Origin of the sequence: Streptomyces sp. NPDC014656, from assembly GCF_043084305.1 — a bacterium.
GTDB lineage: Bacteria > Actinomycetota > Actinomycetes > Streptomycetales > Streptomycetaceae > Streptomyces.
Genome location: NZ_JBIBZN010000001.1, coordinates 759545 through 786219, shown reverse-complemented (window position 1 = coordinate 786219; position 26675 = coordinate 759545). Strand labels below are relative to the sequence as shown.

24 protein-coding genes are annotated in these 26675 nt (G+C 75.2%); 12 read left to right on the top strand and 12 right to left on the bottom strand.

Features of this window, described 5'->3' with window-relative positions:
• Positions 1-21 precede the first annotated feature (21 nt).
• Together ACF1ED_RS03485 and ACF1ED_RS03480 are read right to left on the bottom strand one after the other, a co-directional pair.
• On the bottom strand, positions 22-1725 hold the full coding sequence (locus ACF1ED_RS03485) for an amidohydrolase (protein ID WP_391756699.1): 1704 nt from the start codon (positions 1723-1725) through the stop codon (positions 22-24).
• A 62-nt stretch (positions 1726-1787) separates the two neighbouring features.
• Complete coding sequence (locus tag ACF1ED_RS03480; protein ID WP_391756698.1) at positions 1788-3194, bottom strand: purine-cytosine permease family protein; 1407 nt, start codon at positions 3192-3194, stop codon at positions 1788-1790.
• A 163-nt stretch (positions 3195-3357) separates the two neighbouring features.
• On the opposite strand from ACF1ED_RS03480, the gene ACF1ED_RS03475 reads away from it, so the two are divergent.
• On the top strand, positions 3358-3966 hold the full coding sequence (locus ACF1ED_RS03475; RefSeq protein WP_391756697.1) for a TetR/AcrR family transcriptional regulator: 609 nt from the start codon (positions 3358-3360) through the stop codon (positions 3964-3966).
• A 192-nt stretch (positions 3967-4158) separates the two neighbouring features.
• On the opposite strand, the gene ACF1ED_RS03470 is transcribed toward ACF1ED_RS03475, so the two are convergent.
• Complete coding sequence (locus ACF1ED_RS03470) at positions 4159-5622, bottom strand: dihydrolipoyl dehydrogenase family protein (protein ID WP_391756696.1); 1464 nt, start codon at positions 5620-5622, stop codon at positions 4159-4161.
• Between the two features lie 112 nt (positions 5623-5734).
• Here ACF1ED_RS03470 and trxA point away from each other — a divergent pair, with 112 nt between their 5' ends.
• Complete coding sequence (gene trxA / locus ACF1ED_RS03465; RefSeq protein ID WP_043229704.1) at positions 5735-6103, top strand: thioredoxin; 369 nt, start codon at positions 5735-5737, stop codon at positions 6101-6103.
• 217 nt (positions 6104-6320) lie between these two features.
• Here trxA and ACF1ED_RS03460 read toward each other — a convergent pair whose 3' ends face one another.
• From ACF1ED_RS03460 to ACF1ED_RS03450, 3 genes are all read right to left on the bottom strand, one after another.
• Complete coding sequence (locus tag ACF1ED_RS03460) at positions 6321-7508, bottom strand: thiolase family protein (protein ID WP_391756695.1); 1188 nt, start codon at positions 7506-7508, stop codon at positions 6321-6323.
• Positions 7509-7834: 326 nt separating this feature from the next.
• Entirely contained in the window at positions 7835-8104 is a 270-nt protein-coding gene (locus ACF1ED_RS03455) for a hypothetical protein (RefSeq protein WP_391756694.1), read from the bottom strand.
• 157 nt (positions 8105-8261) lie between these two features.
• Positions 8262-9416: a LacI family DNA-binding transcriptional regulator gene (locus ACF1ED_RS03450; protein WP_391756693.1), complete on the bottom strand. Its 1155-nt coding sequence runs from the start codon at positions 9414-9416 to the stop codon at positions 8262-8264.
• 157 nt (positions 9417-9573) lie between these two features.
• On the opposite strand from ACF1ED_RS03450, the gene ACF1ED_RS03445 reads away from it, so the two are divergent.
• The 3 genes from ACF1ED_RS03445 (at position 9574) to ACF1ED_RS03435 (ending at position 12717) form a co-directional block, all read left to right on the top strand.
• Entirely contained in the window at positions 9574-10908 is a 1335-nt protein-coding gene (locus tag ACF1ED_RS03445; RefSeq protein ID WP_391756692.1) for an MFS transporter, read from the top strand.
• Positions 10909-10997: 89 nt separating this feature from the next.
• Positions 10998-11201 (top strand): hypothetical protein, encoded by a 204-nt coding sequence (locus tag ACF1ED_RS03440; protein ID WP_351854618.1) that lies wholly within the window; start codon positions 10998-11000, stop codon positions 11199-11201.
• A gap of 94 nt (positions 11202-11295) precedes the next feature.
• On the top strand, positions 11296-12717 hold the full coding sequence (locus tag ACF1ED_RS03435; protein WP_391756691.1) for a flotillin family protein: 1422 nt from the start codon (positions 11296-11298) through the stop codon (positions 12715-12717).
• Between the two features lie 172 nt (positions 12718-12889).
• Here the strand turns inward: ACF1ED_RS03435 and ACF1ED_RS03430 are convergent, their stop codons facing one another.
• Positions 12890-13060: a hypothetical protein gene (locus ACF1ED_RS03430; protein WP_391756690.1), complete on the bottom strand. Its 171-nt coding sequence runs from the start codon at positions 13058-13060 to the stop codon at positions 12890-12892.
• A gap of 97 nt (positions 13061-13157) precedes the next feature.
• Positions 13158-14006, bottom strand: coding sequence for a TIGR02452 family protein (locus tag ACF1ED_RS03425; protein WP_391756689.1), 849 nt, complete (start codon positions 14004-14006; stop codon positions 13158-13160).
• A gap of 211 nt (positions 14007-14217) precedes the next feature.
• Between ACF1ED_RS03425 and egtA the strand changes: the two genes are divergently transcribed.
• The 4 genes from egtA to egtD are packed head-to-tail and all read left to right on the top strand — an operon-like array spanning position 14218 to position 18507.
• Positions 14218-15477, top strand: a complete 1260-nt coding sequence (gene egtA, locus ACF1ED_RS03420; protein WP_391756688.1) for an ergothioneine biosynthesis glutamate--cysteine ligase EgtA — start codon at positions 14218-14220, stop codon at positions 15475-15477.
• Positions 15474-16793: an ergothioneine biosynthesis protein EgtB gene (gene egtB / locus ACF1ED_RS03415; RefSeq protein WP_391756687.1), complete on the top strand. Its 1320-nt coding sequence runs from the start codon at positions 15474-15476 to the stop codon at positions 16791-16793. The genes egtA and egtB overlap by 4 nt, the downstream gene beginning before the upstream one ends.
• Entirely contained in the window at positions 16793-17545 is a 753-nt protein-coding gene (gene egtC, locus ACF1ED_RS03410) for an ergothioneine biosynthesis protein EgtC (protein WP_391756686.1), read from the top strand. The genes egtB and egtC overlap by 1 nt, the downstream gene beginning before the upstream one ends.
• Positions 17542-18507, top strand: coding sequence for an L-histidine N(alpha)-methyltransferase (gene egtD, locus ACF1ED_RS03405; protein ID WP_391756685.1), 966 nt, complete (start codon positions 17542-17544; stop codon positions 18505-18507). The genes egtC and egtD overlap by 4 nt, the downstream gene beginning before the upstream one ends.
• Here egtD and ACF1ED_RS03400 read toward each other — a convergent pair.
• The 3 genes from ACF1ED_RS03400 to ACF1ED_RS03390 all read right to left on the bottom strand — a co-directional run bounded on the left by ACF1ED_RS03400 (position 18402) and on the right by ACF1ED_RS03390 (position 21967).
• Positions 18402-19493 (bottom strand): lysophospholipid acyltransferase family protein, encoded by a 1092-nt coding sequence (locus ACF1ED_RS03400; RefSeq protein ID WP_391756684.1) that lies wholly within the window; start codon positions 19491-19493, stop codon positions 18402-18404. The genes egtD and ACF1ED_RS03400 overlap by 106 nt on opposite strands.
• Positions 19490-20359, bottom strand: coding sequence for a GNAT family N-acetyltransferase (locus ACF1ED_RS03395; RefSeq protein ID WP_391756683.1), 870 nt, complete (start codon positions 20357-20359; stop codon positions 19490-19492). The genes ACF1ED_RS03400 and ACF1ED_RS03395 overlap by 4 nt, the downstream gene beginning before the upstream one ends.
• A 357-nt stretch (positions 20360-20716) precedes the next feature.
• Complete coding sequence (locus ACF1ED_RS03390; protein ID WP_391756682.1) at positions 20717-21967, bottom strand: extracellular solute-binding protein; 1251 nt, start codon at positions 21965-21967, stop codon at positions 20717-20719.
• A 276-nt stretch (positions 21968-22243) separates the two neighbouring features.
• On the opposite strand from ACF1ED_RS03390, the gene ACF1ED_RS03385 reads away from it, so the two are divergent.
• Positions 22244-22459 carry a dodecin gene (locus tag ACF1ED_RS03385; RefSeq protein WP_391756681.1) on the top strand — a complete coding sequence of 72 codons (216 nt, stop codon included), beginning with the start codon at positions 22244-22246 and terminating at the stop codon, positions 22457-22459.
• 49 nt (positions 22460-22508) lie between these two features.
• Here ACF1ED_RS03385 and ACF1ED_RS03380 read toward each other — a convergent pair whose 3' ends face one another.
• Entirely contained in the window at positions 22509-22997 is a 489-nt protein-coding gene (locus ACF1ED_RS03380) for a hypothetical protein (RefSeq protein WP_391756680.1), read from the bottom strand.
• Positions 22998-23221: 224 nt separating this feature from the next.
• Here ACF1ED_RS03380 and ACF1ED_RS03375 point away from each other — a divergent pair, with 224 nt between their 5' ends.
• The gene (locus ACF1ED_RS03375) at positions 23222-24295 is read left to right on the top strand and encodes an LLM class flavin-dependent oxidoreductase (RefSeq protein WP_391756679.1); all 1074 of its coding nucleotides are present in this window, start codon (positions 23222-23224) and stop codon (positions 24293-24295) included.
• A gap of 9 nt (positions 24296-24304) precedes the next feature.
• The gene (locus tag ACF1ED_RS03370; protein WP_391756678.1) at positions 24305-26671 is read left to right on the top strand and encodes an ATP-binding cassette domain-containing protein; all 2367 of its coding nucleotides are present in this window, start codon (positions 24305-24307) and stop codon (positions 26669-26671) included.
• The last annotated feature ends 4 nt before the right edge of the window (positions 26672-26675 follow it).

Below are 26675 nucleotides of genomic sequence, written 5' to 3'. Positions count from 1 at the left end.
AACCGGGCCGTACGGAGGGACTCAGACCACGGCGGCCTCCGCGACGGCGCCGCCGCCGTCGGCGGCCGCTCCCCCTCCGACGACCACCTCGCCGCCCACGACGACCGTCTCCGCGACCGTGCCGGGGATCTCCTCGGGGGCGATCCGCAGGATGTCCCGCGAGAGGACCACGAAGTCGGCGAGCTTGCCGACGGTGAGCGAACCCCGCTCGTGCTCCAGGAAGTTCGCGTAGGCGGAGCCCCGCGTGTAGCCCTCGACGGCCTCGGCGACGGTGAGGGTCTGGTCCGCCGTCCACGGCTCGCCGCCGGCGAGCGGGCGGCGGGTGACGGCGGCGTGGATGCCGACCATGGGGTCCATCTCGGCGACGTTCCAGTCGCTGGAGAGGGCGAGCACGGCGCCCGCCTCGCTGAGGTCGCGCAGCGGCCAGGCCTTGTGCCAACGGTCGGGGCCGATGTTCTCGGCCCAGTCCTGGCCGGGGCCCGCGATGTCCGGGGCGGCGTGCCGGGGCTGCATGCAGGCGACGACGCCGAGTTCGGCGAAGCGCGGGGTGTCGGCGGGGTCGAGGCATTCGACGTGGACGATCTGGTGGCGCGCGTCGCGGGGGCCGTTGACGGCGCGGGCGTGGGCGACGGCGTCGAGGACGGTCCGGATGCCGCGGTCGCCGGTGGCGTGCACGAAGCACTGGAAGCCGCGGGCGTCGAGGCGGGCGAGCAGCTCGGCGAACTCCTCGGGCGGGTAGAAGGTGTCGCCCCGGTGGTGGGCGCAGCCGGCGTACGGCTCCAGGAGGGCGGCGGTGCGGGGTTCGACGACGTCGTCGATGTACAGCTTCAGCGGGCCGACGCGGAAGCGGTCGTCGGCGTGCTCCCCGGCGGCCGCCTCGAAGGCGTCGAGGTCGGCGTCGGTGGTGCCGCGCGGGTGGAAGAGGGCGGCGACGATCCGGGAGCGGAGCCGGCCCTCTTCGCGTGCGCGGGTGAAGAGGGCGAGGTCGTCGAGGGAGTTCTGGGGTTCGACGACGGTGGTGATGCCGAAGCGGACGGCGTCGTCGAGGCTCCGGGCGAGGCGCCCGTACTGGCGGTCGGGCGAGGCCCACGGGACGCCGAGGGCGCGCAGGGCGCGGTGGCCGTCGCGGGACAGGCCCTTGACCGCGAAGTCCTTGACGAATCCGGTGGGTTCGCCGGTGGCGGGGTCGGTGACGGCACGGCCGAAGGGCAGGTCGGTGTGGTCGCGGTCGACGCCGAGGGCGCGCAGGGCGGCGGTGTTGAGCCAGGCGGTGTGGACGTCGTAGCTGAGGACGAGGGCGGGGGTGTCGCCGGTGGCGGGGTCGAGGTCGGCGGCGGTGGGCATGCGTCCGCCGGGGATCGCGGAGTAGTCGAATGCCTCGGCCTCGATCCAGGCGGCGTCGGGGTGGGCGGCGTGCCAGCTCCGCACGCGCGCGTGGATCTCGTCGAGGGTGCGGGCGCCGGCGAGCTGGACGCAGGCGTCGTCGGAGCCGAGCCGGACGTGGTTGTGGGCGTCGACGAAGCCGGGCAGGACGAGCCGTCCGGCGGCGTCGAGGCGGCGGGTGCCGGGTCCGGTCCAGGCGGCGGCGTCCGCGTCGGCGCCGAGCCAGACGATCCGCCCGTCCCGTACGGCCATCGCCTCCGCCTCCGGCAGCGCGGGGTCGACGGTGTGGATGCGGGCACCGGTGAGGAGCAGGTCGGCGGGGGCGGGGGCGGTGCGGTTCATGCGGGGTGCGTTCCTTGTCGTACGGGAGGGAGGGCGGCGGTCGCGGTCGGGGCGGGGCCCGGTCAGGCGGCCGGGTGCGGGGTGGCGGTGCGGCGGGCCAGGAGGACGTACACGAGCGCGGCGACGGGTGCGCCGAGCAGGGTGAGGTCGGCGCCGCCGAGCGGGGCGACGAGGGGGCCGGTCCAGAGGGCGGAGTCGCAGGTGAGGGCGGAGAAGAGGCCGCCGGCGAGGAGCGCGGCGGCGCCGGCGGGGTGCCAGCCGGAGCGGTACCAGTAGGCGCCGCCGGGGCCGGTGCGGTGGAGGGCGTCGGAGTCGTAGCGACAGCGGCGCAGCACCATGTCGGCGAGGAAGACGCCGCCCCAGGGGGCGAAGACGATGATCAGGAGGGAGAGGAAGGAGAGGAGGGAGGTGGTGAAGTCGGTGAGGAACAGGGCGCCGAGGGAGCCCGCGGCGGTGACGGCGGCGCTGACGGCGAGGGCGCGGGCGCGGTTCCAGGGGATGCCGAGGACCTGGAGGTTGAGGCCGGAGGAGTAGAGGGTGATGACGGAGTTGGTGACGGAGCCGCCGAGGACGAGGGCGAGGAAGACCGGCCGGAACCAGCCGGGCAGCAGGCTCTCGGCGCCGGCGACCGCGTCGGTCATGTCCGTCCGCGTGGCGGCGGCGACGCCCGCGACGCCGAGGGCGACCGAGGAGAGGAAGCCGCCGAGGGCGCCGCTGACGGTGACGGCCCGCAGGCTCGTGGTCCGGGGCAGGTAGCGGGTGTAGTCGGCGGGCATCGGGAGGTACGAGAACGGGCCCGCGAGCATCACCACGAAGGCCAGGCTCCAGCCGGCGGCGCCCGGTCCGGTGGCGGGGGCGGAGGTGTCGGCGCCCGGCACCAGGAGGACGACGAGGACGCCGAAGCCGACGGCGAGGACGTAGGCCATCCAGCGCTCGGCGAACTGGACGGTGGCGTGGCCCCAGAAGGAGATCGCGAAGGTCAGGGCGAGGGTGACGGCGAGGGCGAGGGCCCGGGGCCCGGCTCCGCCGGACCAGCCGAGGGCGGCGAGGAAGGCCTCCAGGGCGAGGGTGCCGACGACGGTGTTGACGACCGTGTAGCCGATGCTGACGACCCAGTTGAGCGCGCCGGCGGGGCGGTTGCCGCGGTGGCCGAAGGCGGCGCGGGAGAGCACCAGGGTGGCGGTGCCGGTGCGGACGCCGCCGAGGCCGGCGGCGCCGATCGCGAGGAAGGAGAGGCCGCCGAGCACGACGACGGCGGTGGCCTGCCAGAAGGAGAGGCCGAAGGCGACGGCGAGGGCGCCGTTGATGACGTAGGTGAAGGTGAGGTTCGAGCCGAACCACACCCAGAAGACGTCCTTGGCGCTGCCGTGGCGCTCGGCGTCGGGGATGGGGTCGATGCCGTGCTCCTCGACCTGGAAGACCTCGTCCCGGGTGGCGGTCAGCGGTGCCGCCGGCTTGTGGTCGAGCACATCACGCTCCTCTTGAATGGCGTTCTAACTCCTTGAATGGCATTCAAGATGGGTGACGGGTTCCGGCCACGTCAAGACCCCGCCCGGGATCCGGTTAAGGTCGTTCCCGTACGCGGCGCCGCGCAGGGGCGGCGCCGCCGCGAGGGAACGGGGCACGGCGACGGTGGCAGGGGCGGCACGGCGGCGCGACGGACACGTCACCCAGGAGCGGATGCTGGAGGAGGCCATGGCGGCGATCGCCGAGGACGGCCTCGCCTCCCTCACCATGTCCGCGCTGGCCGAACGGCTCGGCACCAGCGGCGGCCACATCCTGTACTACTTCGGCTCCAAGGACCGGCTGCTGCTCGCCGCGCTGCGCTGGAGCGAGGCGGCGCTGGCAGGGGAACGCCGGGAGCTGCTCGCCCGCCGGACCACCGCCGAGCGGAAGCTCGACGACTTCCTGCGGCTCTACCTGCCGCGCGGCCCGCGCGATCCGCGCTGGACGCTCTGGATCGAACTCTGGGCCAGGACCGCCGGCAACCCCGAACTCCGCGAGGCCCAGCGGGAACTGGACGCCGACTGGCAGCGCGACCTGGAGTCCCTGCTCGCCGCCGGCGCGGCCCGGGGGCGCTTCGCCCCGCTCGACGCGACGGCCCGCGCCTCCGAACTCCTCGCCCTCCTGGACGGCCTGAGCACCCGCGTCGTCCTCGGCGGGCCGGACTCCCCGCCCGGCGGCCGCCCCGCCCTGGACACCGCCCGGGCCGCGGCGGCCCTGCTCGTCCCCCGCGCCTGACCCCGCTCAGCCGACCGGCGGCCCCGCGGGCCCGCTGGCCCGAACGGCCTTACGGGAGCGGTGAAGTGACGTACCGTCCGCTCCGCTCACCGGACCGCCCGTCCGGCGCGGGACGGGGCGCGGGGCGCGGGGGCGCCGTACGCGCGGGGGCGTGGCGCGGGCGTGTCGTGCGCGGGGCGCGCTCCCCGGGGTTCACGCCGGGTCGGCGCCGTCCCGGTACGCCTCCAGGAGCCGGAGCCAGACCTCGCTCAGCGTCGGGTACGAGGGGACCGCGTGCCACAGGCGGGAGACGGGCACCTCCGCGGTGACGGCGACGGTGGCGGCGTGGAGGAGTTCGCCGACGGCGGGGCCGACGAAGGTGGCGCCGAGAAGGACCCCGCGGTCGAGGTCCACGACGAGCCGGGCCCGGCCGCGGTAACCGCTGGCGTAGAGGCCCGCCCCGGCCACCGAGCTCATCTCGACGTCGACCGCGCGGACCCGGTGTCCGGCGCGTTCGGCCTCGGCCAGGCTCAGGCCGACGGCGGCGGCCTCCGGGTCGCAGAAGACCACCTGGGGGACGGCCCCGTGGTCGGCGGTGGCCGCGAGCGGCCCCCAGGGCGCGTCGCCGGCGGGGGCGGTGCCGGCCGCGCGGGCGGCGATCGCGGCGCCCGCGATCCGGGCCTGGTACTTCCCCTGGTGGGTGAGGAGCGCCCGGTGGTTGACGTCACCGACCGCGTAGAGCCAGTCGGTGCCGGTGACGCGGAGGCTGTCGTCGACGTCGAGCCAGGAGCCGGGTTCCAGGCCGACGGTCTCCAGGCCGATGGACTCGGTGCGCGGGGCGCGGCCGGTGGCGAAGAGGACCTCGTCGCCCTCGACGGTGTCGCCGCCCTCCAGGACCACGGTGACGGGGCCGCCGCCCCCGTCCCGTACCACCGCCTCCACCGACACGCCGGTGAGGACGTCGGCGCCGCGCGCCCGCAGGGCCTCGGCGACCCGCTCGCCGACGAAGGGCTCCATCCTGGGCAGCAGCCCGTCGCCGCGCACGAGCATCGTGACGTGGGAGCCGAGGGCGTGCCACGCGGTGGCCATCTCGACGCCGACGACGCCGCCGCCGACCACGACCAGACGGCCCGGCACCCGGTCGGCGCTGGTCGCCTCGCGGCTGGTCCAGGGGCGCGCGCCGGAGAGTCCGGGCAGCGGGGGCAGGACGGCGCGGCTGCCGGTGCAGACGGCCACCGCGTGCCGCGCGGCCAGGACGTGGTGCTCGCCCTCGGGGCCGTCGACGACGACCCGCCGGGGGCCCGCCAGGCGCCCGTGCCCGCGGTAGACGCGTACGCCGATCGAGTCCAGCCAGTCGACCTGCCCGTCGTCCTTCCAGTGCCCCACGGTCTCGTCCCGGTGCGCGAAGACGTCCAGGGCGTCCAGGGGGCCGTAGACCGCCTCGCGCAGGCCGGGGACCTTGCGCGCGTCCGAGCGGGCCAGCACCGGACGGAGCAGGGCCTTGCTGGGCATGCACGCCCAGTAGGAGCACTCGCCGCCGAGGAGTTCGGACTCCACGATCGCGGCGGTCAGCCCGGCCGCCCGCACCCGGTCGACGACGTTCTCGCCGACCGGCCCCGCACCCAGGACCACCACGTCGTACTCGTGCTCGTGCTCGTTCTCCACCGTTCGCGTCATGGGGACCAGTCTGGTGGGTGGGGGCCGGAATAGCTCGGCTCGCCGGGCCGTTGTGCGGGGCGAGTCCCCAGGGGACCGTGAGGACACCACCGGAGACCGGAAAGGCGGCGGCATGAGCACCATCGAGCTCACCAAGGACAACTTCGACGAGGTCGTGAGCGGGAACGACTTCGTCCTGATCGACTTCTGGGCTTCCTGGTGCGGACCCTGCCGTCAGTTCGGCCCGGTCTACGAGGCGGCCTCCGAGCGCCACCAGGACCTGGTCTTCGCCAAGGTCGACACCGAGGCGCAGCAGGAGCTGGCCGCCGCCTTCGAGATCCGGTCGATCCCGACGCTGATGATCGTCCGGGAGAAGGTGGCGATCTTCGCGCAGCCGGGCGCGCTGCCGGAGGCCGCGCTGGAGGACGTCATCGGCCAGGCGCGGAAGCTGGACATGGACGAGGTCCGCAAGTCCGTGGCGGCGCAGCAGCAGGCCGAGTGACCGGAGCGCCCCGCGCACGGTGAGAGAGCCCCCGCTCCGGCGGGGGCTCTCTCGTGTCCGTACGCCCTCCGGCGGGTGTCCGAGCGCGTCCGTGCGCCCTCCGGCGGGTGCTCACCCGTGTCCGTACGCCTTCCGGCGGGTGCTCACCCGTGTCCGTACGCCTTCCGGCGGGTGCCCGCCCGTGCCCGTGCGCCCTCCGGCGGGCGGGGGATGCCGGTCAGCGCTCCAGGACCAGGGCCAGGCCCTGGCCGACGCCGATGCAGAGGGCCGCGAGGCCCGTGCCGGAGCCGGCGGCGGCCAGCTGGTGGGCGACCGAGCCGGCGAGCCGGGCGCCGGAGGCGCCGAGCGGGTGGCCGAGGGCGATGGCGCCGCCGCGCGGGTTGACGATCGCGGGGTCGAGTTCCGGCCACTCGGCGAGGCAGCCGAGGGCCTGCGCGGCGAACGCCTCGTTGAGCTCGAAGGTGGTCAGTCCGGCGAAGGAGCGGCCGGCCCTGTCCAGGGCGCGGCCGACGGCGGCGACCGGGCCGAGGCCGAAGAGCTGGGGCTCGATGCCGGTGACGGCGGAGGCCCGGATCCGGGCGAGCGGCTCGCGGCCGGTCTCGCGCAGCCCGGTCTCGTCGACGAGGAGGAGAGCGGCGGCGCCGTCGTTGAGCGGGGAGGCGTTGCCGGCGGTGACGGTGCCGCCGTCGGCCCGGAAGGCCGGCTTGAGGCGGCCCAGCGCCTCCAGGGAGGTGTTCTCGCGGACGCACTCGTCGCGGTCGAGCTCCGCGCCCGGGTACGGGACCACCTCGCCGTCGTACAGGCCCTTGGCCCACGCCTCGGCGGCCTTGCGGTGGCTGTCGAGGGCGAAGGCGTCCTGCGCGTCGCGGCCGATGCCGTGGCGGTCGGCGACGAGCTCGGCGCCCTCGCCGAGGGAGACGGTCCACTCGGCGGGCATCCGCGGGTTGGTCATGCGCCAGCCGAGGGTGGTCGAGTGGAGCTGCTGGTGGCCGGCGGGGAAGGCGCGCTCGGGCTTCTGGAGCACCCAGGGCGCGCGGGACATCGACTCGACGCCGCCGGCGATCGCGACGGAGGCGTCGCCGAGGGCGATGGCGCGGGCGGCCTGGATCACGGCCTCCAGGCCGGAGCCGCAGAGCCGGTTCACGGTGACTCCGGGGACGCTGACGGGCAGCCCGGCGAGCAGGACGGCCATGCGGGCCACGTCCCGGTTGTCCTCGCCCGCGCCGTTGGCGTCGCCGAAGTAGACGTCGTCGACGAGGGCCGGGTCGAGGCCGGGGGTGCGGTCGACGAGGGCCCTGACGACATGGGCGGCGAGGTCGTCCGGCCGTACGGAGGCGAGGCCGCCGCCGAACTTCCCGATGGGGGTGCGGACGGCGTCGACGATGTACACGTCGCGGATGCTCATCGGATCTCTCCCGGGTCCCGGCGGAACGGCTCTGTTCGCCTGGTGAAACAAGTTTCGCGCTGGTGCGCGCGCAGAGTCTGGGCCCGCCGGTCCGCCGTGTCAACGGCCCCCCTCACGGCGGGGGCCGGGGCGCGCGGCTGTGGCGGGCCGGGCGCGCCTCTGTGGGGGCCGGGGCGCGCCGCTGCGGGAAGGGGTGCGCTGCCGTGGGAAGGGGTGCGCTGCCGTGGGGAGGGGTGCGCTGCCGTGGGGAGCGGGGCACGCCACCGTAGGAAGGGATGCGTCGTCGCGGGGGCCGGGGCGCGCCGTCCGTGTCACCGCCGCCGGGCTCACCCCGCGGGCGCGTCCCGGACCAGCGCGACCAGGCCGTAGTCCAGCTCGCGCCCGTCCACGAGCAGCGCCTCCACCGTGCGCGTCTCCGGGTCGACGTCGGCGACGATCCCGTGCCCCTCGTAGATGGGGTAGCCGGACTCGCCTTCCCGCCCGGTCAGCTCCACCACGGCCGACCGCACCGCGCTGTCCGCGACGGCCGCCCCGCCCCGGTCCTCGACGTGCGCGGGCACCAGCAGGATCTCGTAACGCTTCGGGTGAGTGCTCATGCACCGACGCTAAGCGCTGCGCGCGCCCCCCGCCGGGCGGCACGGCGGGCCCCCGGAGCGACGGAACGCCCCGCGACGGGGGCGGTACGGGGGTGGTACGGGGGCGGGGTACGGGCGCCGGGGCTCCGGGGGCGTACGGCCCCGGGGCGTGCGGCCGTCAGCCGGACTCGCGCGGGATCACGCGCGAGTCCAGGAGGGGGCGGGTGCTCGTCGCGCCGGCGGTGCCGTTCACGGCGCCGTCGACAAGGGCGGCGAGCTCCCCGCCCGGGATCAGGTCGATGCGCACGGTGCTCAGACGGGGGCGCAGGAGGCGGCCGATGAGGAGGTCGTCGGCGCCGACGACGGCGGTCTCCCCGGGGACGTCGACGCCCGCGTCCTGGAGGGCCCTCATGAGGAGCATGGCGTACTCGTCGTTGTAGCCGAAGACGGCGTCGAGGCCGAGTTCCGGCCAGCGCGCGGCCAGCGCCTCGGCGGACTCCTCGGTGTACGCGAGGGGCAGCGGTACGACGGTGGCGCCGGCCGTCTCGGCGGCGCGGCGGACGCCGTCGAGGCGCGGGCCCGAGAACATGCCGAGGCCCGGCTCCTCGGGGACGACGACGCCGATCCGGCGGCGGCCGGCCGCGACCAGGTGCTCGGCGGCGACCTGGCCGACCCGGGGCTGGTCCAGGACGAGGGAGTGGGTGCCCTCGGCATCGCGGGACCCGATGGTGATCACGGCCTTGACGCCGGAGCGCCTGAGGATCTCCACGGCGCCGGGCGTCACCTCCACCTCGCCCGTGGAGACCACGGCGACGGGGCGCAGCTCCGCCCAGGCGCGGGCCGCGTCCTCGGGGGCGAGGCCGACGCTGCCGTACTGGACGACGGTGTAGTCGAGGCGGCGCAGGGCCCACTGGAGGTCGTTGAAGAAGCGGCTGTAGAGCGGGCCGACGGGCACGTGCGCGGTGGGCAGCAGCACCAGCCGGCTGTGGCCGGCCCGCAGGGTGCGGGCGGCGGCGTGGGGGACGTAGCCCAGCTCGCGGGCCGCCTCGCGGACCCGCTCGCGGGTCGGTTCGCTGATGCGGACCGCCGAGGTGTTGTTCAGGACGTAGCTGACGGTGGCCCGGGAGACGCCCGCGAGGCGCGCCACGTCGGCGCTGGTGGGCACGGCGCGGGCGGAGGGGCGGGCCGGGGGGCGGTCGGGGACGCGGCCCGGGCCACCGTCGGGGGCGTGGTCCGGCGCGCCGTCGAATGTGTGGTCCGGCGCGCCGTCGGAGGTGTGGCCCGGCGGGCGGTCGGGGGCGTGGTCGGCGGGCTGTTCGATCGACTGACTCATCGCTTCGGCATCTTTCCAGAACAATCCGGCGCAGGGTCTGGCGGATGGCCGGATTTGAGTGCTACATAATGCCCACACGCGCCACTGACACGTGTCACCACCCTGAAACCATTCGCTTCCCGCCCCCTCGTCGGGCGTTCTCTCCCTGGAGGGCACCGTGGTCCTTTCCTCCCCCGGGACCGGAGCCGGTACGGGCTCCGGTCCGGGCACGGGCTCCGGTCCGGGCGCGGGCTCCGGTCCGGGCGCGGGCTCCGGTCCGGGCGCGGGTTCCGCCCCCACCACCGGTTCCGGCTCCGCCGCCTGGCCCACCCGCGGGCTCCTCCCGCTGCTGCTCCTCGGCAACACCGCGATGTACTCGCTCTACATAGGGGTGGCGGGCGTGCTGCTCGCGCTCCAGATCGAGGCCATCGACCCGGCGGAGAAGGTGGCGAACCTCGGGCTCGTCGCCGGTGTGTCCGCGATCTTCGCGACCGTCTTCAACCCGGTCGCGGGGGCGCTCTCCGACCGCTCCGGGCGCCGCAACCCGTGGATCCTGGCCGGCGGCCTGCTCGCGGTGCCGGTGATGCTGCTGCTCGGCAGCGTGCACACGGTCCTGCTGGTCACCGTCGCCTGGTGTCTGGGCCAGGCGGTGATGAACGTCTACCAGGCGGCGATCACCTCCGTGGTGCCCGACCGGGTACCGCTCGCGGCGCGCGGCAAGGCGTCGGCGGCCGTCGGTCTCGGCCTGCCGATCGGCTCCACCATCGGTGCCCTGGTCGGCGCGGCCTTCTCGGAGGACTACCGGACCGGCTATCTGGTCTTCGGCGCCGTCGTCGCCGTCGCCTCCGTGATCTTCACCTCGCTCGCCCGCGAGGAGCGGACACCGGCCAGGGCCCCGATGCCGGCCAAGGCGCAGATCGCCGCCTTCGGCAGCGCGCTGAAGGACCACGACTTCCGCTGGGCGTTCATCGGCCGGGCGCTGCTCGTCCTCGGCTACTTCGCGGTGTCCGGCTTCCAGCTCTACATCCTCAAGGACCACACGGACCTGCCGGCCGGGCTCTCGGCCGAGGAGGCCGTCGCCGTCCTCATGCCGGTCAACTCCGTGGCCATGGTGGTCTCCACGGTCCTCGGGGGCTGGCTGTCCGACCGCTTCGACCGCCGCAAGCTCTTCGTCGGCGCCTCGGCGGGACTGGCCGCCGCGGCCCTGGTCGTCCCGGCGCTCTCGACGAGCTGGCCGGCGATGCTCGTCTTCTCGGTCGTCAACGGCCTCGGTTTCGGCTGCTACATGGCGGTGGACACGGCCCTGGTGACCATGGTCCTGCCGAAGGCGGAGGACGCCGCCCGCGACATGGGCGTCCTGAACGTCGCCAACGCGGGCCCGCAGATCGTGGCGCCCTTCGTCGCCTCGGCGGTGGTCTCGGCCGGCGGCGGCTACACGCCCCTCTTCGTCGTGGCGGCCGTGCTGTCGGTCCTGGGCGCGCTCGCGGTCCGGCCGATCCGCTCGGTCCGCTGAGCCGGGGCTCCCGCGCGGGTCGCCAACCCCGTCCGGAGCCACGGGTTCTGACGTACCGTTCAGTCATGGACGAGTCGATGGACAGCTCGATGGTGGGACTGCTCGGCCGGGTGACCGGGACGATCGGGCCCGGACTCGTCGGCGAGGTGATCCTGCGGATCCGCGGCGGGGCGGAGCACTTCCTCGCGTACGCCGCGTCCCCGAAGGAGCGGATCGCGGTCGGCACCCTGGTGACCGTCGTGGAACACCTCCCTCCGCGCACCGTCTATGTCACAGCCGTGTACGACGTCTGACACGACGTCCGGCACGACCGTTGAGCGGCGCCCGTCCCGGGCGCACACTCCCTTCACCGGATCCGCACGGCTCCGGTGAAGGGGGAGCTTTCCCATGGGCATCGGCATTCTGGCGGGCGCCGTCGTCGGCTCGCTCGTCGTCCTGATCGTCCTGTTCAAGATGATGTGGCGGGTCGCGGAACCCAACGAGGCGCTCATCATCTCCGGTTCCAACCACAAGAACGAGGGCCTCGGCGACGGCATGGGATTCCGCATCGTCACCGGTCGCGGCACCCTGGTGGTGCCCGGCGTGCAGGCGGTGCGGAAGCTGTCGCTCGACCTCAACGAGACCCAGCTGTCCGTCGAGTGCGTCACCCAGCAGGGCATTCCGCTCAAGGTCCGGGGCGTGGTGATCTTCAAGGTGGGCGACGACTTCGTGTCGATCGCCAACGCGGCCCGCCGCTTCCTCGACCAGCAGAAGCTGATGAGCGAACGGGTCCACATCGTCTTCGCCGGTCATCTCCGAGCCATCGTCGGCGGGTTGACCGTAGAGGACATGATCCGTGACCGGGAGAAGCTGACCGGGCAGGCGCGTTCGGCCTGTGGCACGGAGATGGAGAAGCTCGGTCTGATCGTCGACTCGCTCCAGATCCACGAGATCGAGGACCCGACCGGCTACATCAAGAACCTCGCCGCCCCGCACGCCGCCGCCGTCCAGCGCGACGCCCGGATCGCGCAGGCGGAGGCCAACCGGCGGGCGACCGAGGCCGAGCAGCAGGCGGCCGCCCGGATGTCGGAGGCCACCCGCGACAGCGAGATCCTCCAGGCCGGCTACCAGGCCGAGCGGGACCAGGCCAGCGCCCGGGCCCGGCAGGCCGGGCCGCTCGCCGACGCCGCCTCCCGCCAGGAGGTGGTCGTCCAGGAGACCCGGGTCGCGGAGCTGGAAGGCCTCCGCAAGGAGCAGCAGCTCCAGGCGGAGGTCCGCAAGCCGGCCGACGCGATGGCGTACGAGACGCGGACGCTGGCCGAGGCCGAGCGCGACGCCCGGATCTCGGCCGCGCAGGCCAAGGCGCGGGAGACCGAGCTGGCGAGCGCGGCGACGGCCACGGCGACCCGGGTGACCGGTGAGGCCGAGGCCGCGGCGGCGCACGCCAAGGGCCTCGCGGTGGCCGAGGCCACCCGGGCCAAGGGCCTGGCCGAGGCGGAGGCGATCAAGGCGCGGGCGGCGGCGCTGGCCGAGAACCAGGAGGCCGTGGTCGCGCAGCAGCTCGCCGAGCGGTGGCCGGAGATCGTCGAGGCCGGCGCCTCGGCCTTCGGGAACGTGGACCAGATGGTCCTCCTGAACGGCGCCGACGGCATGGCGGAGATGTTCGCCAAGGCCCTCACCATGGGCGGCACCGGCCTCGGTCTCGCCCGCCAGCTGCTCGCCACGATGGGCCCGAACGGCGGCGACCGCCCGGCCGCCGCCGTACCGGCCGCGCGGGGCGGGGACGAGGAGGTGACGACGGTCGAGATCACCGTCGGCGACGACGCGTGACGCCACGGACCCCGTGGAGACCGGGGCGGGCCCGGCGCCATCCTGGCGCCGGGCCCGTATCCCGTATTCGGTGTTCAGGATCCCGGATCCAACCTTCAGGATCCCGGATCCAACGTTCAGGATCCGGGATCCTGAAGGTTGGATCCAGGACACCGTCTCCCCGGAACCGCGATCAGTTGTGCCCGAACTTCCGCTCCCGGCGGTGGGAGGGCTGCTCGATGACGGACCGCGGTGCCTCGCTCGCGGCCGTGGTCCCGCCCTTCTCCTTGGCGGACGCCGTCTCGCGCTGCTCGTGACCGCCCGTGCGGGCGCCCTTGTTCACCCGGGTCTGCTTCTTGCCCACGATCGTGCCTCCCGTACGACTGCGACGACGGCTCCGGGACGCGTCTCGGACGCGTCACCGTGTCCTTTCAGGCTCGCACGGGGGTACGAAGCACGCATCACGTGACGGATCGGGTGGTGGCGACGGGATCCAGGACCCGGTGGAAGGCGGCGAGGGTCGGCGTCCCGGCGGCACGGTCGAGGACGGCGAAGACGATCTCGTCGAAGTGGCCGGCGAACCGTCCGTCACCGGTCAGCAGCGCCTTGAAGGCGCCGGCCACCTCGGCCGGGTCGTTGCGGAAGACCCCGCAGCCCCAGGCGCCCAGGACGATCCGGCGGTACCCCTCGGCGGCGGCGGTCTCCAGGACCCGCTCCGCGCGGGAGGCCAGCACGGCGGGCAGCCGGTGGGCCCGCTCGGGGCTCGTGCGCCGGACGACGCCCGCGTTGGGCGCGGGCGAGGTCAGGAAGCCGACGGTGAAGGGGGCGGCGAGGAGGGCGCCGCGGTCGTCGCGGAAGACCGGGACGCGGGGCGAGTGGATCACCCGGTCGGTGTAGAAGGTGTCCCGGTCGCCCCGGTGGTGCTCGTAGTAGGCGGGGGCGCGGAGCAGCGTGGCGTGGAGGGCGGAGGAGCGGCACAGGGCCTCCTCCTGCGCCTGGGCGCCGTTGAGGTAGCCGCCGCCGGGGTTGCGGGCGGAGGCGAAGTTCAGGACGGCGACCGGGCGGCCGGGGCCTGCGGTGGTCATCCGGCGGGCGGCGGCGAGGCTGCTCTCGCCGGTGACCTCGATCCGGCCGGCGTGGCCGGTGTCCGGGGTGACGGGTACGGGCCCGGGGCCGTACAGACGGGTTCCGGCCAGGGCGGCCGCGAGGTCCTCGTGGAGGGAGACGGTCCGCCCGTCGGGGGCGGTGTAGGAGCCCGCGGCGACGATCGCCTCGGTCTGCCGTGCGATCTCGCGCAGTCGTGCACTCATGCTCCGAGGATGATCGTTTCAGCGGGTGCGGGACAAACGGTTTTCCCGTGCTCCCGGTGACCGCTGGTCCGGGAGCGTTTTACGGACGTCCGGGGGCACGGGGGGCGCGCACGGGGGCGCCGAGGCGCTCTTGCACGCCGCCCGGAGGTGGCTTTAGGTGGAAGGCAGCGGCTCCCGAACGGTTCCGCGACCAGCACCTGGAGGTGCACGGATGGCGTCCAGCGGCACCCCGCGCGGCGGCCCGCCCCTCACCGAGGAGGCGGCGGAGGACCTGCTGCGCTGCATCTGTTTCAAGACCGGCCCGCCCCGCACCGTGGGGGTGGAGCTGGAATGGCTCGTCCATGATCTGCGCGACCCGAGGGAGCCGGTGCGCGCGCCCCGCCTCACGGCCGCGCTCGACACCGTGCGGTCCCTGCCGCTGGTGTCGTCACTGACCTTCGAACCCGGCGGGCAGCTGGAGCTCAGCTCGCTTCCGGCCGGTTCCCTCATGGAGTGCCTGGACTCCCTCTCCTCCGACCTGGCGGCGGTCCGCGGGGCCCTGGGCCCGCACGGACTGACGCTGAGCGGGTACGGGGTGGACCCCTGGCACGCGCCGCGCGAGCGGGTGCTGCGCGAGCCGCGGTACGACGCGATGGAGATCGCGCTAGGCCGGTCGGGGCCTGCGGGCCGGGCCATGATGTGCGAGTCGGCCTCGGTCCAGGTCTGTCTGGACGCCGGATACGAGGAGCCGGGACCGCTCGGCTATCTGCGCCGGTGGGAGCTGGCGCACCTCTTCGGCGCGGTGCTCGTGGCCGTCTTCGCCAACTCCCCGCAGCACGGCGGCCGGCGGACCGGGTGGCGGTCCACCCGGCAGGCGCTGTGGGCGGACCTCGACCCGGTGCGGACCCTGGCGCCCGCGGCGGACGGGGACCCGCGCGGCGAGTGGACCGCGCACGTCCTGGACACGCCGGTGCTGTGCGTGCGCGCGGAGGAAGGCCCGTGGCTGGTGCCGGAGGGGCTGACCTTCCGGGAGTGGCTCCGGACGGGAGAGCCGCGGCCCGCCGACGCCGACGACCTGCGCTACCACCTGACGACCCTCTTCCCGCCGGTCCGGCCGCGCGGTCACCTGGAGCTGCGGATGATCGACGCGCAGCCGGGCGCGGACGGCTGGATGGTGCCGGTGGCGGTGACGACGGCGGTCTTCGAGGACGCCGAGGCGGCCGAGGCGGTGTACCGGGCGGTGCGGCCGCTGGCCGAGCTGGCCGGTCCCGGACCGGCTCCCCGCAATCCGCTCTGGTTCCTGGCCGCCCGGGAGGGTCTCGCCGATCCGCTGCTGCACGCGGTGGCGGTCGAGGTCTTCGCCGCGGCGCGGCCCGCGCTGCGCCGGATCGGCGCGGGCGAGGGCGTGCGGCGCGCCGTCGACGCCTTCCGGGAACGGTACGTGGACCCCGGGGGCTGCCCGGCCGACGAGCTCCAGGTGATGACCTCATGACCGGCACCACCGGCGGCGCGGAGGCGCTGCGGAGCAGGGCGCTGGAGGCCCTGACGGCCGCGCGGGCCCGCACCGCGCTCCTCACCGACTGTGTGGACGACGGCGAACTCACCGCCCAGCACTCGCCGTTGATGTCGCCCCTGGTCTGGGACCTGGCGCACATCGGGAACCAGGAGGAGCAGTGGCTGTGGCGGGAGGTGGCGGGCCGGGAGGCGCTGCGGCCGGAGATCGACCCGCTGTACGACGCCTTCGCGCACTCCCGCTCCGAGCGCCCGTCGCTGCCGCTGCTGGCGCCGGCCGAGGCCAGGGCCTACGCCGCCGACGTACGGACCCGGGTGCTGGACGTCCTGGCGGGGGCGCGGCTGGAGGGGCGTCCGCTGCTCGACGAGGGTTTCGCCTTCGGGATGATCGCCCAGCACGAACAGCAGCACGACGAGACCATGCTGATCACCCATCAGCTGCGCTCGGGGCCGGCCGTGCTGAGCGCTCCCCCGCCGCCGGCACACCCCTCGGGGCCGCTGCCGGCCGATGTCCTCGTGCCGGGCGGGCCGTTCACCATGGGCACCTCGGACGAGCCCTGGGCGCTGGACAACGAACGCCCGGCACACCTCCGTTCCGTTCCCGCCTTCCGCATCGACACGGTGCCGGTCACCAACGGCTCCTATCTGGCCTTCATGGCGGACGGCGGCTACACCGACCGGCGGTGGTGGCATCCGGAGGGATGGGCGCAGATCCGCGAACACGGCGTCGTGGCACCGCTGTTCTGGCGGCAGGACGGCGGGCAGTGGCTGCGGCGCAGGTTCGGGACGACCGAGCCGGTGCCGGAGGACGAGCCCGTGGTCCACGTGAGCTGGTACGAGGCGGACGCGTACGCCCGCTGGGCGGGGCGCCGGCTGCCGACGGAGGAGGAGTGGGAGAAGGCGGCGCGGTACGACCCGGTGACCGGCCGTTCGCGCCGCTATCCGTGGGGCGACGCCGACCCGGGCCCGGACCACGCCAACCTGGGCCAGCGGCACCTGCGGCCCGCGCGGGCCGGGAGCTACCCGGCGGGCGCCTCGCCGCTCGGGGTGCGGCAGCTGATCGGTGACGTGTGGGAGTGGACGGCGAGCGACTTCCTGCCCTACCCGGGCTTCCGGCCCTTCCCGTACGAGGAGTACTCGGAGGTCTTCTTCGGCCCCGAGTACAAGGTGCTGCGCGGCGGTTCGTTCGCGGTCGACGCGGTGGCCTGCCGGGGCACCTTCCGCAACTGGGACTATCCGGTGCGGCGGCAGATCTTCGCGGGCTTCCGCACCGCCCGCTCCGCGGAGCTGGGCTGATGTGCCGTCACGTCGCCTATCTGGGCGACCCGGTGGCACTCGGCGAGCTGCTCGTCCGGCCGCCGCACGCGCTGCTGCGCCAGGCGTGGGCGCCCCGCACGCAGAGCAGCGGGGTGGTGAACGCCGACGGCTTCGGCGTCGGCTGGTACGCGGACGGGGACCCGGTCCCGGCCCGGTACCGGCGCACCGGGCCGATCTGGGGCGACCTCTCCTTCGCGGACCTGTCCCGGGTGGTGCGCAGCGGGGCGCTGCTCGGCGCGGTGCGGGGGGCGACGCTGCCGGGCGCGGACGGGGAGGCCGCGGCGGCGCCGTTCGCGTCGGGGCCCTGGCTGTTCAGCCACAACGGGGCGGTGCCGGGCTGGCCGGGGGTCCTGACCCCGCTGGCGGCGACGCTGCCGGCGGCCGAGCTGCTCGGCCTGGAGGCGCGGACCGACTCGGCGCTGCTGTGGGGGCTGGTGCTGCACCGGCTGCGGGCGGGGCAGGGTCCCGGGGACGCGCTCGCCGGGACGGTGCTGGCGGCGGCCGAGGCCGCTCCGGAGGCCCGGCTCAATCTGCTGCTCACCGACGGTGACCTGGTCGCGGCGACGGCGTGGGGGAACAGCCTGTGGTGTCTGTCGGGTCCCGGCCGGGTGGTCGTGGCCTCCGAACCGTACGACGACGATCCCGGCTGGCGGGAGGTGCCCGAGCGGACGCTCGTCACCGCCTGCCGGACCGAGGTCGTCCTCACCCCGCTCAAGGAGTCGTCCGCGTGAGCACGTTCCAGCTGACCCGTACCCTCGCCCCGGACGCGGCCGCCGCCGACCTGCGCGCCGACGTGCTGAACGGGCTGACCCGCTCGCCCAAGGAGCTGCCGCCGAAGTGGTTCTACGACGCGCGCGGCAGCGAGCTGTTCGACGAGATCACCCGGCTGCCCGAGTACTACCCGACGCGGGCGGAGCGGGAGATCCTGGTCGCGCGGGCGCCGGAGATCGCGGCGGCGACCGAGGCGCGGACCCTGGTGGAGCTGGGTTCCGGTTCGTCGGAGAAGACCCGGTTCCTGATCGACGCGCTGCTGCCGGGGCTGGCCGCGTACGTGCCGGTGGACGTGAGCGAGTCGGCGCTGACCGGGGCGGCCGAGGCGCTGCTCGCCGACCGTCCCGGGCTGCGGGTGCACGCGCTGGTCGCCGACTTCACCCGGGGCATCGCGTTGCCCCGGACGCCGGGGCCGCGGCTGGTCGCCTTCCTGGGCGGGACGATCGGCAATCTGCTGCCGGAGGAGCGGCGGTCGTTCCTGCGCTCGGTGCGGTCGATGACGGCGGCCGGGGACGGCTTCCTGCTCGGTACCGACCTGGTGAAGGACGAGTCGATCCTGGTGGCCGCGTACGACGACGCGGCCGGGGTGACGGCGGAGTTCAACAAGAACGTGCTGGCGGTGATCGACCGCGAACTGGGCGCGGACGCCGATCCGGACGACTTCGACCACGTGGCCCGGTGGGACCGGGAGCGGGAGTGGATCGAGATGCGGCTGCGGGCGCGGCACGCGCTGACGGTGAAGATCCCCGGCCTGGACCTGGCGGTGCCATTCGAGGCGGGCGAGGAGCTGCGGACGGAGGTGTCGGCGAAGTTCCGTCAGGAGGGGGTGCGGGCGGAGCTGGCCGAGGCGGGGTTCGAGATGGCGCGGTGGTGGACGGACGAGGAGGGCCGGTTCGCGCTGTCGCTCGCGACGGCCCGGTAGACGGCCGGGGTGGCCCGGACGGCCTGAGCGACCGGGGCGGCCGGGGCGGCCGGGGTGGCCTGAGCGTCCGGTGGCGGCTGCCGGGGAGCGGGGGGCCGCCGGTGGGCGGTGGGCCGGACGGGGACCGCTGGGAGCCGGCGGGCGGGCCGGTGCGGGGACGTCGGGTCGACGGCCCGCTGGGCGGCGGCGGCCAGCATCCTGCGGTCCGGGTACTGGATCGCGGATATCGGATCCAGTACCCGGATCTCGACGGCGAGGCCCGGCGTCCGCGCGACCCGCCACAGCGACGCGCCCAGCGGGTCCTCCCCCACGTACGCCGCCGCCCCCTCGGGCCGGTAGCCGATCCGTACCGGCTGGATATCGGATCCGGTGTCCACGGCTGCCTGGAAGAGGGCCGGACGGAACCGGCCGCCGGCCCGCCCGCACCAGGTGGAACCCTCCGGGAAGGCGCTCACCCGGCCGCCCGCCGCGAGCGCCCCGGCGACCTCGCGGACGGTGCCGGGCAGCCGGCGCAGGCCGTCGCGGTCGATGAAGAGCGTGCCGCCCAGGGCGGCGAGCGGGCCGAGCACCGGCCAGCCGCGCACCTCCCGCTTGGCGACCATCCGGCCGGGCAGGACCGAGGCCACCACGGGGATGTCCAGCCAGGACACGTGGTTGGCGACCACGAGCGCCGGTCCGCCGGCGGACGGCCCGGCGCCGGTGACGGTCAGCCGGACGCCGAAGGCGCGGACGACCGCCCGCGCCCAGAGCCGTACGAGCGGGGGCCGCGCCGCGCCCGGCAGCAGGCCCGCCGCCGGGAGGAGCGCCACCCCGAGCAGGACGGTCGCGAGGCCCGCCGCGAGCCGGGCGCAGGCGAGCGGCGCGGGGACGGGCCGGAGGGCGGCCGGGGCGGCGGTCGGCGGGTCCGGGTGGGCCGCGCAGCGGTGGCCCGGGGTGCAGGGGGCCGTGGGGAGCCACGGCGAGGGGAGCGGGACCGCGCGGTTCACGAGGCCGGGGCGAGCGAGAGGAAGTGGCGCAGGTAGCGCGGGTTGGTCCGGCGGAGCGAGAGCAGCACGTAGAGGTCGGCGACGCCGAAGTCGGGGTCGTGGGCGGGGGCGCCGCAGACCCGGGCACCGAGCCGGATGTAGCCGCGGAGCAGCGGGGGCAGCTCGGTGCGGCCCTCGGGGCGGCGGACGCCGTCGGCGTTCCACAGCTTGTGCGGGGTGACCCAGTACTCCTCCGGGGCGAGGTGCTTCGCCTTGACGGTGTCCCAGGTGGCGGCGGCGAGGGCGCCGCCGTCGGAGAGCGGGAGGGAGCAGCAGCCGGCGAGCCATTCGTGGCCGGTGCGGGTCATGTAGCGGGCGAGTCCGGCCCAGATGAGGGCGATGACGGCGCCGTTGCGGTGGGCGGGGTGGACGCAGGAGCGGCCGACCTCGACGAGGTCGTGGCGGAGGGGGGCGAGCCGGGTGAGGTCGAACTCGGTCTCGGAGTAGAGGCGGCCGGCGACGGCGGCCCGCTCGGGCGGCAGGATCCGGTAGGTGCCGACGACCTCGCCGGTGGTCTCCTCGCGGACCAGGAGGTGGTCGCAGAAGGCGTCGAAGGCGTCGGTGTCGAGGCCCGGCTCGGGACCGTCGAGGCGGGCGCCCATCTCGCCGGCGAAGACCAGGTGGCGCAGCCGCTGGGCGGCGCGGACCTCGTCCTGGTCGCGGGCGAGTCCCACGACGTAGCGGGGCTCGGGCCGCGGCCCCCCGGCGGGCCCGGGCCGCGCGGGCTGCGCGGGCAGCGCCACGGCGGGCTGGATGCCCGCCGGCACGGGGACGGCGGGGGCCGCGGGGGCGGTGGAGTCGGCGAGCGCGTGCGAGAGGGCGGGCATGGCGGTCTCCTCCGGCGTACGGAAGGTGAAGGGTCGGCGCCGGTCCGCGAGCGGTGCGGTCCGGCCCCTCGTTTCTTCCGCCGCCGACTGGATTCGACGTGACCGGCCGGGGGCTCGTGGGTGTGGGAAGGCTGAATGCTCCGCGGCGCCCCTCGGCCCGCGCCCCGGGGCCGCGCCCTGAGCCGCGCCCCTGAGGCATGTCCCCGGGCCGCGCCCCTGAGCCGTGTCCCCGGGCTGTGTCCCCGGGCCGCGCCCCTGAGCCGTGTCCCCGGGCTGTGTCCCCGGGCCGCGCCCCTGAGCCGTTCCCCTCGGGACCGGACCCGGCCCGGCCCCGGCCCGGGCGCGGCCCGGCGGGGATCACTCGGCCAGGGTGCCGGTGATGGCCTCCGAGGCGGTGCGGGCCGCCTTCTCGGCGTCCTCGCCCTCCAGGACGGCGGTCATGAAGGGCTTGATGGGGTTGTCGCCCTCGACGCTGGCCCACTGGGGGGAGTTGGGGGTGGCGCGGCCGTTGGCGGCGCCGGCGGCCATGGCGGCGGTGGCCTCCTGGCCGGAGACCACGGAGGCGAGGCCCTTCTTGTTGGGCACGTAGCCCATGGCCCGGGCCAGTTCCGTCTGCCACTTCTCGCCCGCCAGCGCCTTGACGACGTCGAGGGCGGCGCCGCGGTCGGGGGCGTTCTCCGGGATGATCAGGTCGGAGCCGCCGGTGAAGACCGCGCAGGGGGTGCCGGCCTCCTTGCCGGGGATCGGGAAGTAGCCGAGCTTGTCCTTGAGTCCGGGGTTGGTCTTGAGGATGGCGGCGACGGCGCTGGGGGTGGCGACGATCTGGGCGACGTCGCCGCGGGCGAAGACCTCGGCCTGCGGCGGGTTCTGCTCGTCGGCGTTCTTCGGGCCGGAGCCGAGGGACTGGAGGTCCTTGTAGAACTCCATGCCGCGCAGGGCCGCCGGGCTGTCGAGGGCGCCGGTCCACTCGCCGCCCTTGTCGACGGCGAGCTCGCCGCCCTCGTCCCAGATGAAGCCGGCGAGGGTGTACCAGTCCTGGCCGGCCAGGTAGATGCCCTGGGAGCCCTGCCGGTTCAGCTTCTCGGTGGTGCTCAGCCACTCCGCGCGCGTGGCGGGCACCGCGGCGACGCCGGCCCGGGCGAAGAGGTCCTTGTTGTAGATGACGATGCGGTTGGCGGCGTACCAGGGGATGCCGTACTGGGAGCCGCCGATGCTGCCAGGCTCGGCGAGACCGGGCAGCCAGTCCTCGCTGCCGAGGTCGCGGACGGACTCCAGGGTGAGGTCGTAGAGCCGGTCGGTGTCGGCGTACTGGGCGACCTGGGTGTTGCCGACCTCGATGACGTCCGGTCCGCCGCCGCCCTTGATGGCCTCGGTGACCTTCTTGCCGATGCCGGTCCACTCCTGGATGGTGACGTTGAGCTCGACGTCGTCGTGCTCGTCCTCGTACGCCTCGGTGAAGCGCTTCAGGAAGTCCTCGCTGACGCTGTCCCGCATGAGCCATATGTCGACCGTCCGGGTCTCGCCCCCGGAGCCCGGCAACAGCCCGCAGCCCGCGAGGGCGAGTGCGGTGGCGGCAGCCAGCGGGCATGCGAGGAAGCGGTTCTTCACGGAGGTCACCTTCGGTTCAGCACACGGCGGTGCGGGCAGGGGGGCTGACCCGACGTGGGGGGACCGAACGGGTTGTTCGCGCGGGTATGTGGCCTGGATTCTGGTCTGGACCAAGCATGTGGTCAAGTCCTTGACCATCTCGTTCCCGGATCGGGCGGGGCATTCGGAACGGTTACCTCCGGGTACGGGCGAAGGGGGCGGCACCGCCCCGCCGTGTCGCGCGGTTCCCCGCGCTGGGGCACGGTGGAGTGACCGTACGAGAGGAGTCCGGCCCCCATGTCGAACCACACCTACCGCGTCACCGAGATCGTCGGCACCTCCACCGAGGGCGTCGACCAGGCCATCCGCAACGGCATCGAGCGCGCCTCGCAGACGCTCCGCGGCCTCGACTGGTTCGAGGTCACCCAGGTGCGCGGGCACCTGGTGGACGGGCGGATCGAGCACTACCAGGTCGGCCTGAAGGTCGGCTTCCGGCTGGACGACGAGGCCTGACCCGCCGTACGCCCGCCGGCGCCGCCGCGCACCCGGGCGGCCCGGCGGATCAGGTCCGCCCCTCGCGCTCCTGGGCCTCCCTCAGCGCCTCGGAGGGGGTCGCCCAGTGGGCGCGGACGACCGGGAAGCCGGCCGCCTCGGCGGCCTCGCAGACCAGCGGGTCGTCGTCGACCAGCATGCGGACCGCGCGGCCGGCGCCGAGCCGGCGCAGGATCTCCACCTTGGTGACCCGCGCCGGCCGGAAGTCGCGGTGCCGGCGCATGTGCAGCGGGCCCTCGGGAAGCCCCTGGGCGGCCAGCCAGTCCAGGGTGTCCCGACGGCAGCGCTCCGGACGCCCGGTCAGATAGACCACCTCGCACTCCTCGGCCGCCGACCGGCACAGCGCCACGCCCTCCGCCAGCGGCGGGTCGTCGGGCGCCGCGCCGAAGAAGGCGTCCCAGTCCCGGGGCCGGCGCTCCAGGAAGTGCTGCCGGTGGGCGGTGTCGGCGAGGGTGCCGTCGAGGTCGAAGACGGCCAGCGGCCGGAGGTCTCCTGTCACGCGCCCAGCCTAGGAGCCGCCTCCGACAACCGCCGCCGACAGCCGCCGCCGGACGCCTTCGCCGTACAGCGTCCCCCGCCCATACGCTGGCGCCCCGCCCGTACGCTGACGCCCCGCCCGCACGGCGCGCACCCGCCGTGCGGCCCGCCCCCGCCCCCCGTCCTCCCGGGCCGGGTGCCACGGGCCGCCGGGAACACCGGCGGCACGCGCGTGTTGGAACCGTCATGAGCACTCTCCCCCCGGGCTTCCCCCTCTCGGTCCTCGACCGCTCCCGCACGCGTGAGGGCGAGGCGCCGGCCCAGGCCCTGCGCGACACGGTCCGGCTCGCCCGCGAGGCGGATGCGCTCGGCTACCACCGCTTCTGGGTCTCCGAGCACCACGGCGTCCCCGGGGTCGCCGGTTCCGCCCCCACCGTGCTCGCCGCCGCCGTCGCCGCCGCCACCTCGGCCATCCGGGTGGGCACCGGAGGGGTGATGCTGCCCAACCACCGGCCCATGGTGGTGGCCGAGCAGTTCGGCGTCCTGGCCTCGCTCTTCCCCGGCCGGATCGACATGGGCCTCGGCCGCTCGCTGGGCTTCACCGACGGGGTCCGGCGCGCCCTCGGCCACGACAAGGACGAGGCCGAGTCCTTCCCGGAGCGGATCGAGGAGCTGCTCGGCTGGTTCACCGGCGACCGGACGGCCCATCCCGGCGTCCACGCCCGCCCGGCCGAGGGGCTGCGGGTCCCGCCCTTCGTGCTGGCGACCGGCGAGGGCGCCCGCATCGCGGCGGAGGCGGGGCTGCCGTTGGTCGTCGGGGACCTGCGCCGGCGTGCCCGGCTGCTCGCCGCCGTGGACGCGTACCGCTCCGCCTTCCGGCCCTCGGCGTGGGCGGCGGAGCCCTACGTCGTCGTCTCCGGCACGGTCGCCGTCGCCCCGACCGAGGCGGAGGCGCGCCGGCTGCTCGTCCCGGAGGCCTGGGCCATGGCCCATTCCCGCACCCGGGGCGACTTCCCGCCGCTGGCGCCGCCCGGGCGGATCGAGCGGCTCCCGATGACGGACCGCCAGCGCGGCCTGTACGAGGAGGGGCTCGCCGGTCATCTGCACGGGACCGAGGAGCAGGTGGCCGAGGGGCTCGCGGAGGCCGTGCGGGAGACCGGGGCGGACGAGGTCCTGGTGACGACGAGCACCTACGACCGCGAGGCGCTGCTCGCCTCGTACCGGGGGCTGGCCAGGGCGGCGGGGCTCACTCCCCGGACCGGTCGGGCTCCCGGACCCGAACGGCGGCCCGATACCGCCCCGGAAACGGATATTGGATAAAATCTCCGAATGCTGGATCCAGCCTCCGCCCACGACCCCTACATCCGGGTCCGCGGCGCCCGTGAACACAACCTCCGGTCCGTGGACGTCGACATCCCCCGCGACACCCTCACCGTCTTCACGGGGGTCTCCGGCTCCGGCAAGTCCTCCCTCGCCTTCGGGACCGTCTACGCGGAGGCCCAGCGCCGCTACTTCGAGTCCGTGGCGCCCTACGCCCGCCGGCTCATCCACCAGGTCGGCGCGCCGGAGGTCGGCGAGATCACCGGCCTGCCCCCGGCGGTCTCGCTCGAACAGCGCCGCGGCGCCCCGAGCGCCCGCTCCTCCGTCGGCACGGTCACCACCCTGTCGAACTCGCTGCGGATGCTCTACTCCCGCGCCGGCGACTACCCGCCCGGGGCGCCCCGGCTCGACTCCGACGCCTTCTCCCCCAACACGGCGGCCGGCGCCTGCCCGTCCTGCCACGGCCTCGGCCGGATCCACGAGACCAGCGAGGAGCTCCTCGTCCCCGACCCCGGCCTGTCCATCCGGGAGGGCGCCGTCGCGTCCTGGCCGGGCGCCTGGCAGGGCAAGAACCTCCGGGACGTCCTCGACGCCCTCGGCCACGACGTCGACCGGCCCTGGCGCGAACTCGACCCGAAGGACCGGGAGTGGATCCTCTTCACCGAGGAGCAGCCGGTCGTCACCGTGCACCCGGTCCGCGAGGCCGGCCGGATCCAGCGCCCGTACCAGGGCACGTACACCGGCGCCCGCCGGCTCGTCCTGCGCACCTACGCCGAGTCGAAGAGCCCCGCGCTGCGGGCCCGGGCGGAACGCTTCCTCACCAGCGCCCCGTGCCCGGTGTGCGGCGGCGGCCGGCTGCGCCCCGAGGCGCTGGCCGTCACCTTCGCCGGCCGGACCATCGCCGAGCTGGCGGCGCTGCCGCTGACGGCCCTGGCCGGGGCGCTGGCCCCGGCCGCCGCCCCCGGCGGTCCGGAGACCGCCCGCGTCCTCGCCGGGGACCTGATCGCCCGGATCGCCACCGTCACCGAACTCGGCCTCGGATACCTCTCCCTGGACCGCACCACCCCCACCCTCTCCAGCGGGGAACTCCAGCGGCTCCGGCTCGCCACCCAGCTCCGCGCCGGGCTCTTCGGCGTCGTGTACGTGCTCGACGAGCCGTCCGCCGGTCTGCACCCGGCCGACACCGAGGCCCTGCTCGTCGTCCTCGACCGGCTGAAGGCGGCCGGCAACACGGTCTTCGTCGTCGAGCACCATCTCGACGTGGTCCGGCACGCCGACTGGCTCGTCGACGTCGGCCCGCGCGCCGGCGAGCACGGCGGCCGCGTCCTGCACAGCGGACCGCCGGAACTGCTGGCGCGCGTCGAGGAGTCGGCCACCCGGCGGTTCCTCTTCGACCGCTCCCCCGTGCCCGAACGGCCCGCGCTCGCCCCCGGGGAGTGGCTGCGCACCGGGCCCGTCACCCGGCACAACCTGCACGGGGTGGACGCCGCCTTCCCCCGGGGCGCGCTCACCGCCGTCACCGGCGTCTCGGGCTCCGGGAAGTCCACCCTGGTCGGGGCGCTCACCGGGGAAGGGGAGGGGAACGGGCGGACCGTGACGGTGGATCAGAAGCCGATCGGCCGCACCCCGCGCTCCAACCTGGCCACGTACACCGGCCTCTTCGACGTGGTGCGCAGGCTCTTCGCCGAGACCGAGGAGGCCAGGGCGCGCGGCTACAAGGTCGGACGCTTCTCCTTCAACGTGCCGGGCGGCCGCTGCGAGACCTGCCAGGGCGAGGGGTTCGTCTCGGTGGAGCTGCTGTTCCTGCCGAGCACGTACGCGCCCTGCCCCGACTGCCACGGCGCGCGCTACAACCCGGAGACCCTCCAGGTGCGGTTGCGCGGCCTGACGATCTCCGAAGTACTCGACCTCACCGTGGAGTCGGCGGCGGAGTTCTTCGCGGACGTCCCGGCGGCGGCCCGGAGCCTGAGCACCCTCCTCGACGTCGGCCTCGGCTATCTGCGGCTCGGCCAGCCCGCGACGGAGCTCTCCGGCGGCGAGGCCCAGCGCATCAAGCTCGCCGCCGAGCTCCAGCGCCCGCGCCGGGCGCACACCCTGTACGTCCTCGACGAGCCGACGACCGGGCTGCACCCGGCCGATGTCGAGGTCCTGGTGCGTCAGTTGCGCGGCCTGGTGGACGGCGGCCACACCGTGGTCGTGGTGGAGCACGACATGGACGTGGCCGCCGGAGCGGACTGGGTGATCGACCTCGGCCCGGGCGGCGGCGAGGCGGGCGGGCGGATCGTCGCCGAGGGGCCCCCGGCCCGGGTGGCACGGTCGGCGCGGAGCCGCACCGCGCCGTACCTGGCCCGGGCCCTGGGGTCCGTGACCGGCTGACGGC

Bases quoted from the DNA above. Each gene is read 5' to 3' on its own strand.
- ACF1ED_RS03385 (WP_391756681.1), top strand. From the start codon at position 22,244: ATGTCGAACCACACCTACCGCGTCACCGAGATCGTCGGCACCTCCACC.
- ACF1ED_RS03370 (WP_391756678.1), top strand. From the start codon at position 24,305: ATGCTGGATCCAGCCTCCGCCCACGACCCCTACATCCGGGTCCGCGGC.
- ACF1ED_RS03455 (WP_391756694.1), bottom strand. From the start codon at position 8,104: ATGAGCACTCACCCGAAGCGTTACGAGATCCTGCTGGTGCCCGCGCAC.
- egtA (WP_391756688.1), top strand. From the start codon at position 14,218: ATGGCGTCCAGCGGCACCCCGCGCGGCGGCCCGCCCCTCACCGAGGAG.
- ACF1ED_RS03470 (WP_391756696.1), bottom strand. From the start codon at position 5,622: ATGACGCGAACGGTGGAGAACGAGCACGAGCACGAGTACGACGTGGTG.
- ACF1ED_RS03485 (WP_391756699.1), bottom strand. From the start codon at position 1,725: ATGAACCGCACCGCCCCCGCCCCCGCCGACCTGCTCCTCACCGGTGCC.
- egtC (WP_391756686.1), top strand. From the start codon at position 16,793: ATGTGCCGTCACGTCGCCTATCTGGGCGACCCGGTGGCACTCGGCGAG.
- ACF1ED_RS03440 (WP_351854618.1), top strand. From the start codon at position 10,998: ATGGTGGGACTGCTCGGCCGGGTGACCGGGACGATCGGGCCCGGACTC.
- egtB (WP_391756687.1), top strand. From the start codon at position 15,474: ATGACCGGCACCACCGGCGGCGCGGAGGCGCTGCGGAGCAGGGCGCTG.
- ACF1ED_RS03395 (WP_391756683.1), bottom strand. From the start codon at position 20,359: ATGCCCGCCCTCTCGCACGCGCTCGCCGACTCCACCGCCCCCGCGGCC.
- ACF1ED_RS03425 (WP_391756689.1), bottom strand. From the start codon at position 14,006: ATGAGTGCACGACTGCGCGAGATCGCACGGCAGACCGAGGCGATCGTC.
- ACF1ED_RS03435 (WP_391756691.1), top strand. From the start codon at position 11,296: ATGGGCATCGGCATTCTGGCGGGCGCCGTCGTCGGCTCGCTCGTCGTC.
- trxA (WP_043229704.1), top strand. From the start codon at position 5,735: ATGAGCACCATCGAGCTCACCAAGGACAACTTCGACGAGGTCGTGAGC.
- ACF1ED_RS03375 (WP_391756679.1), top strand. From the start codon at position 23,222: ATGAGCACTCTCCCCCCGGGCTTCCCCCTCTCGGTCCTCGACCGCTCC.
- ACF1ED_RS03450 (WP_391756693.1), bottom strand. From the start codon at position 9,416: ATGAGTCAGTCGATCGAACAGCCCGCCGACCACGCCCCCGACCGCCCG.
- ACF1ED_RS03460 (WP_391756695.1), bottom strand. From the start codon at position 7,508: ATGAGCATCCGCGACGTGTACATCGTCGACGCCGTCCGCACCCCCATC.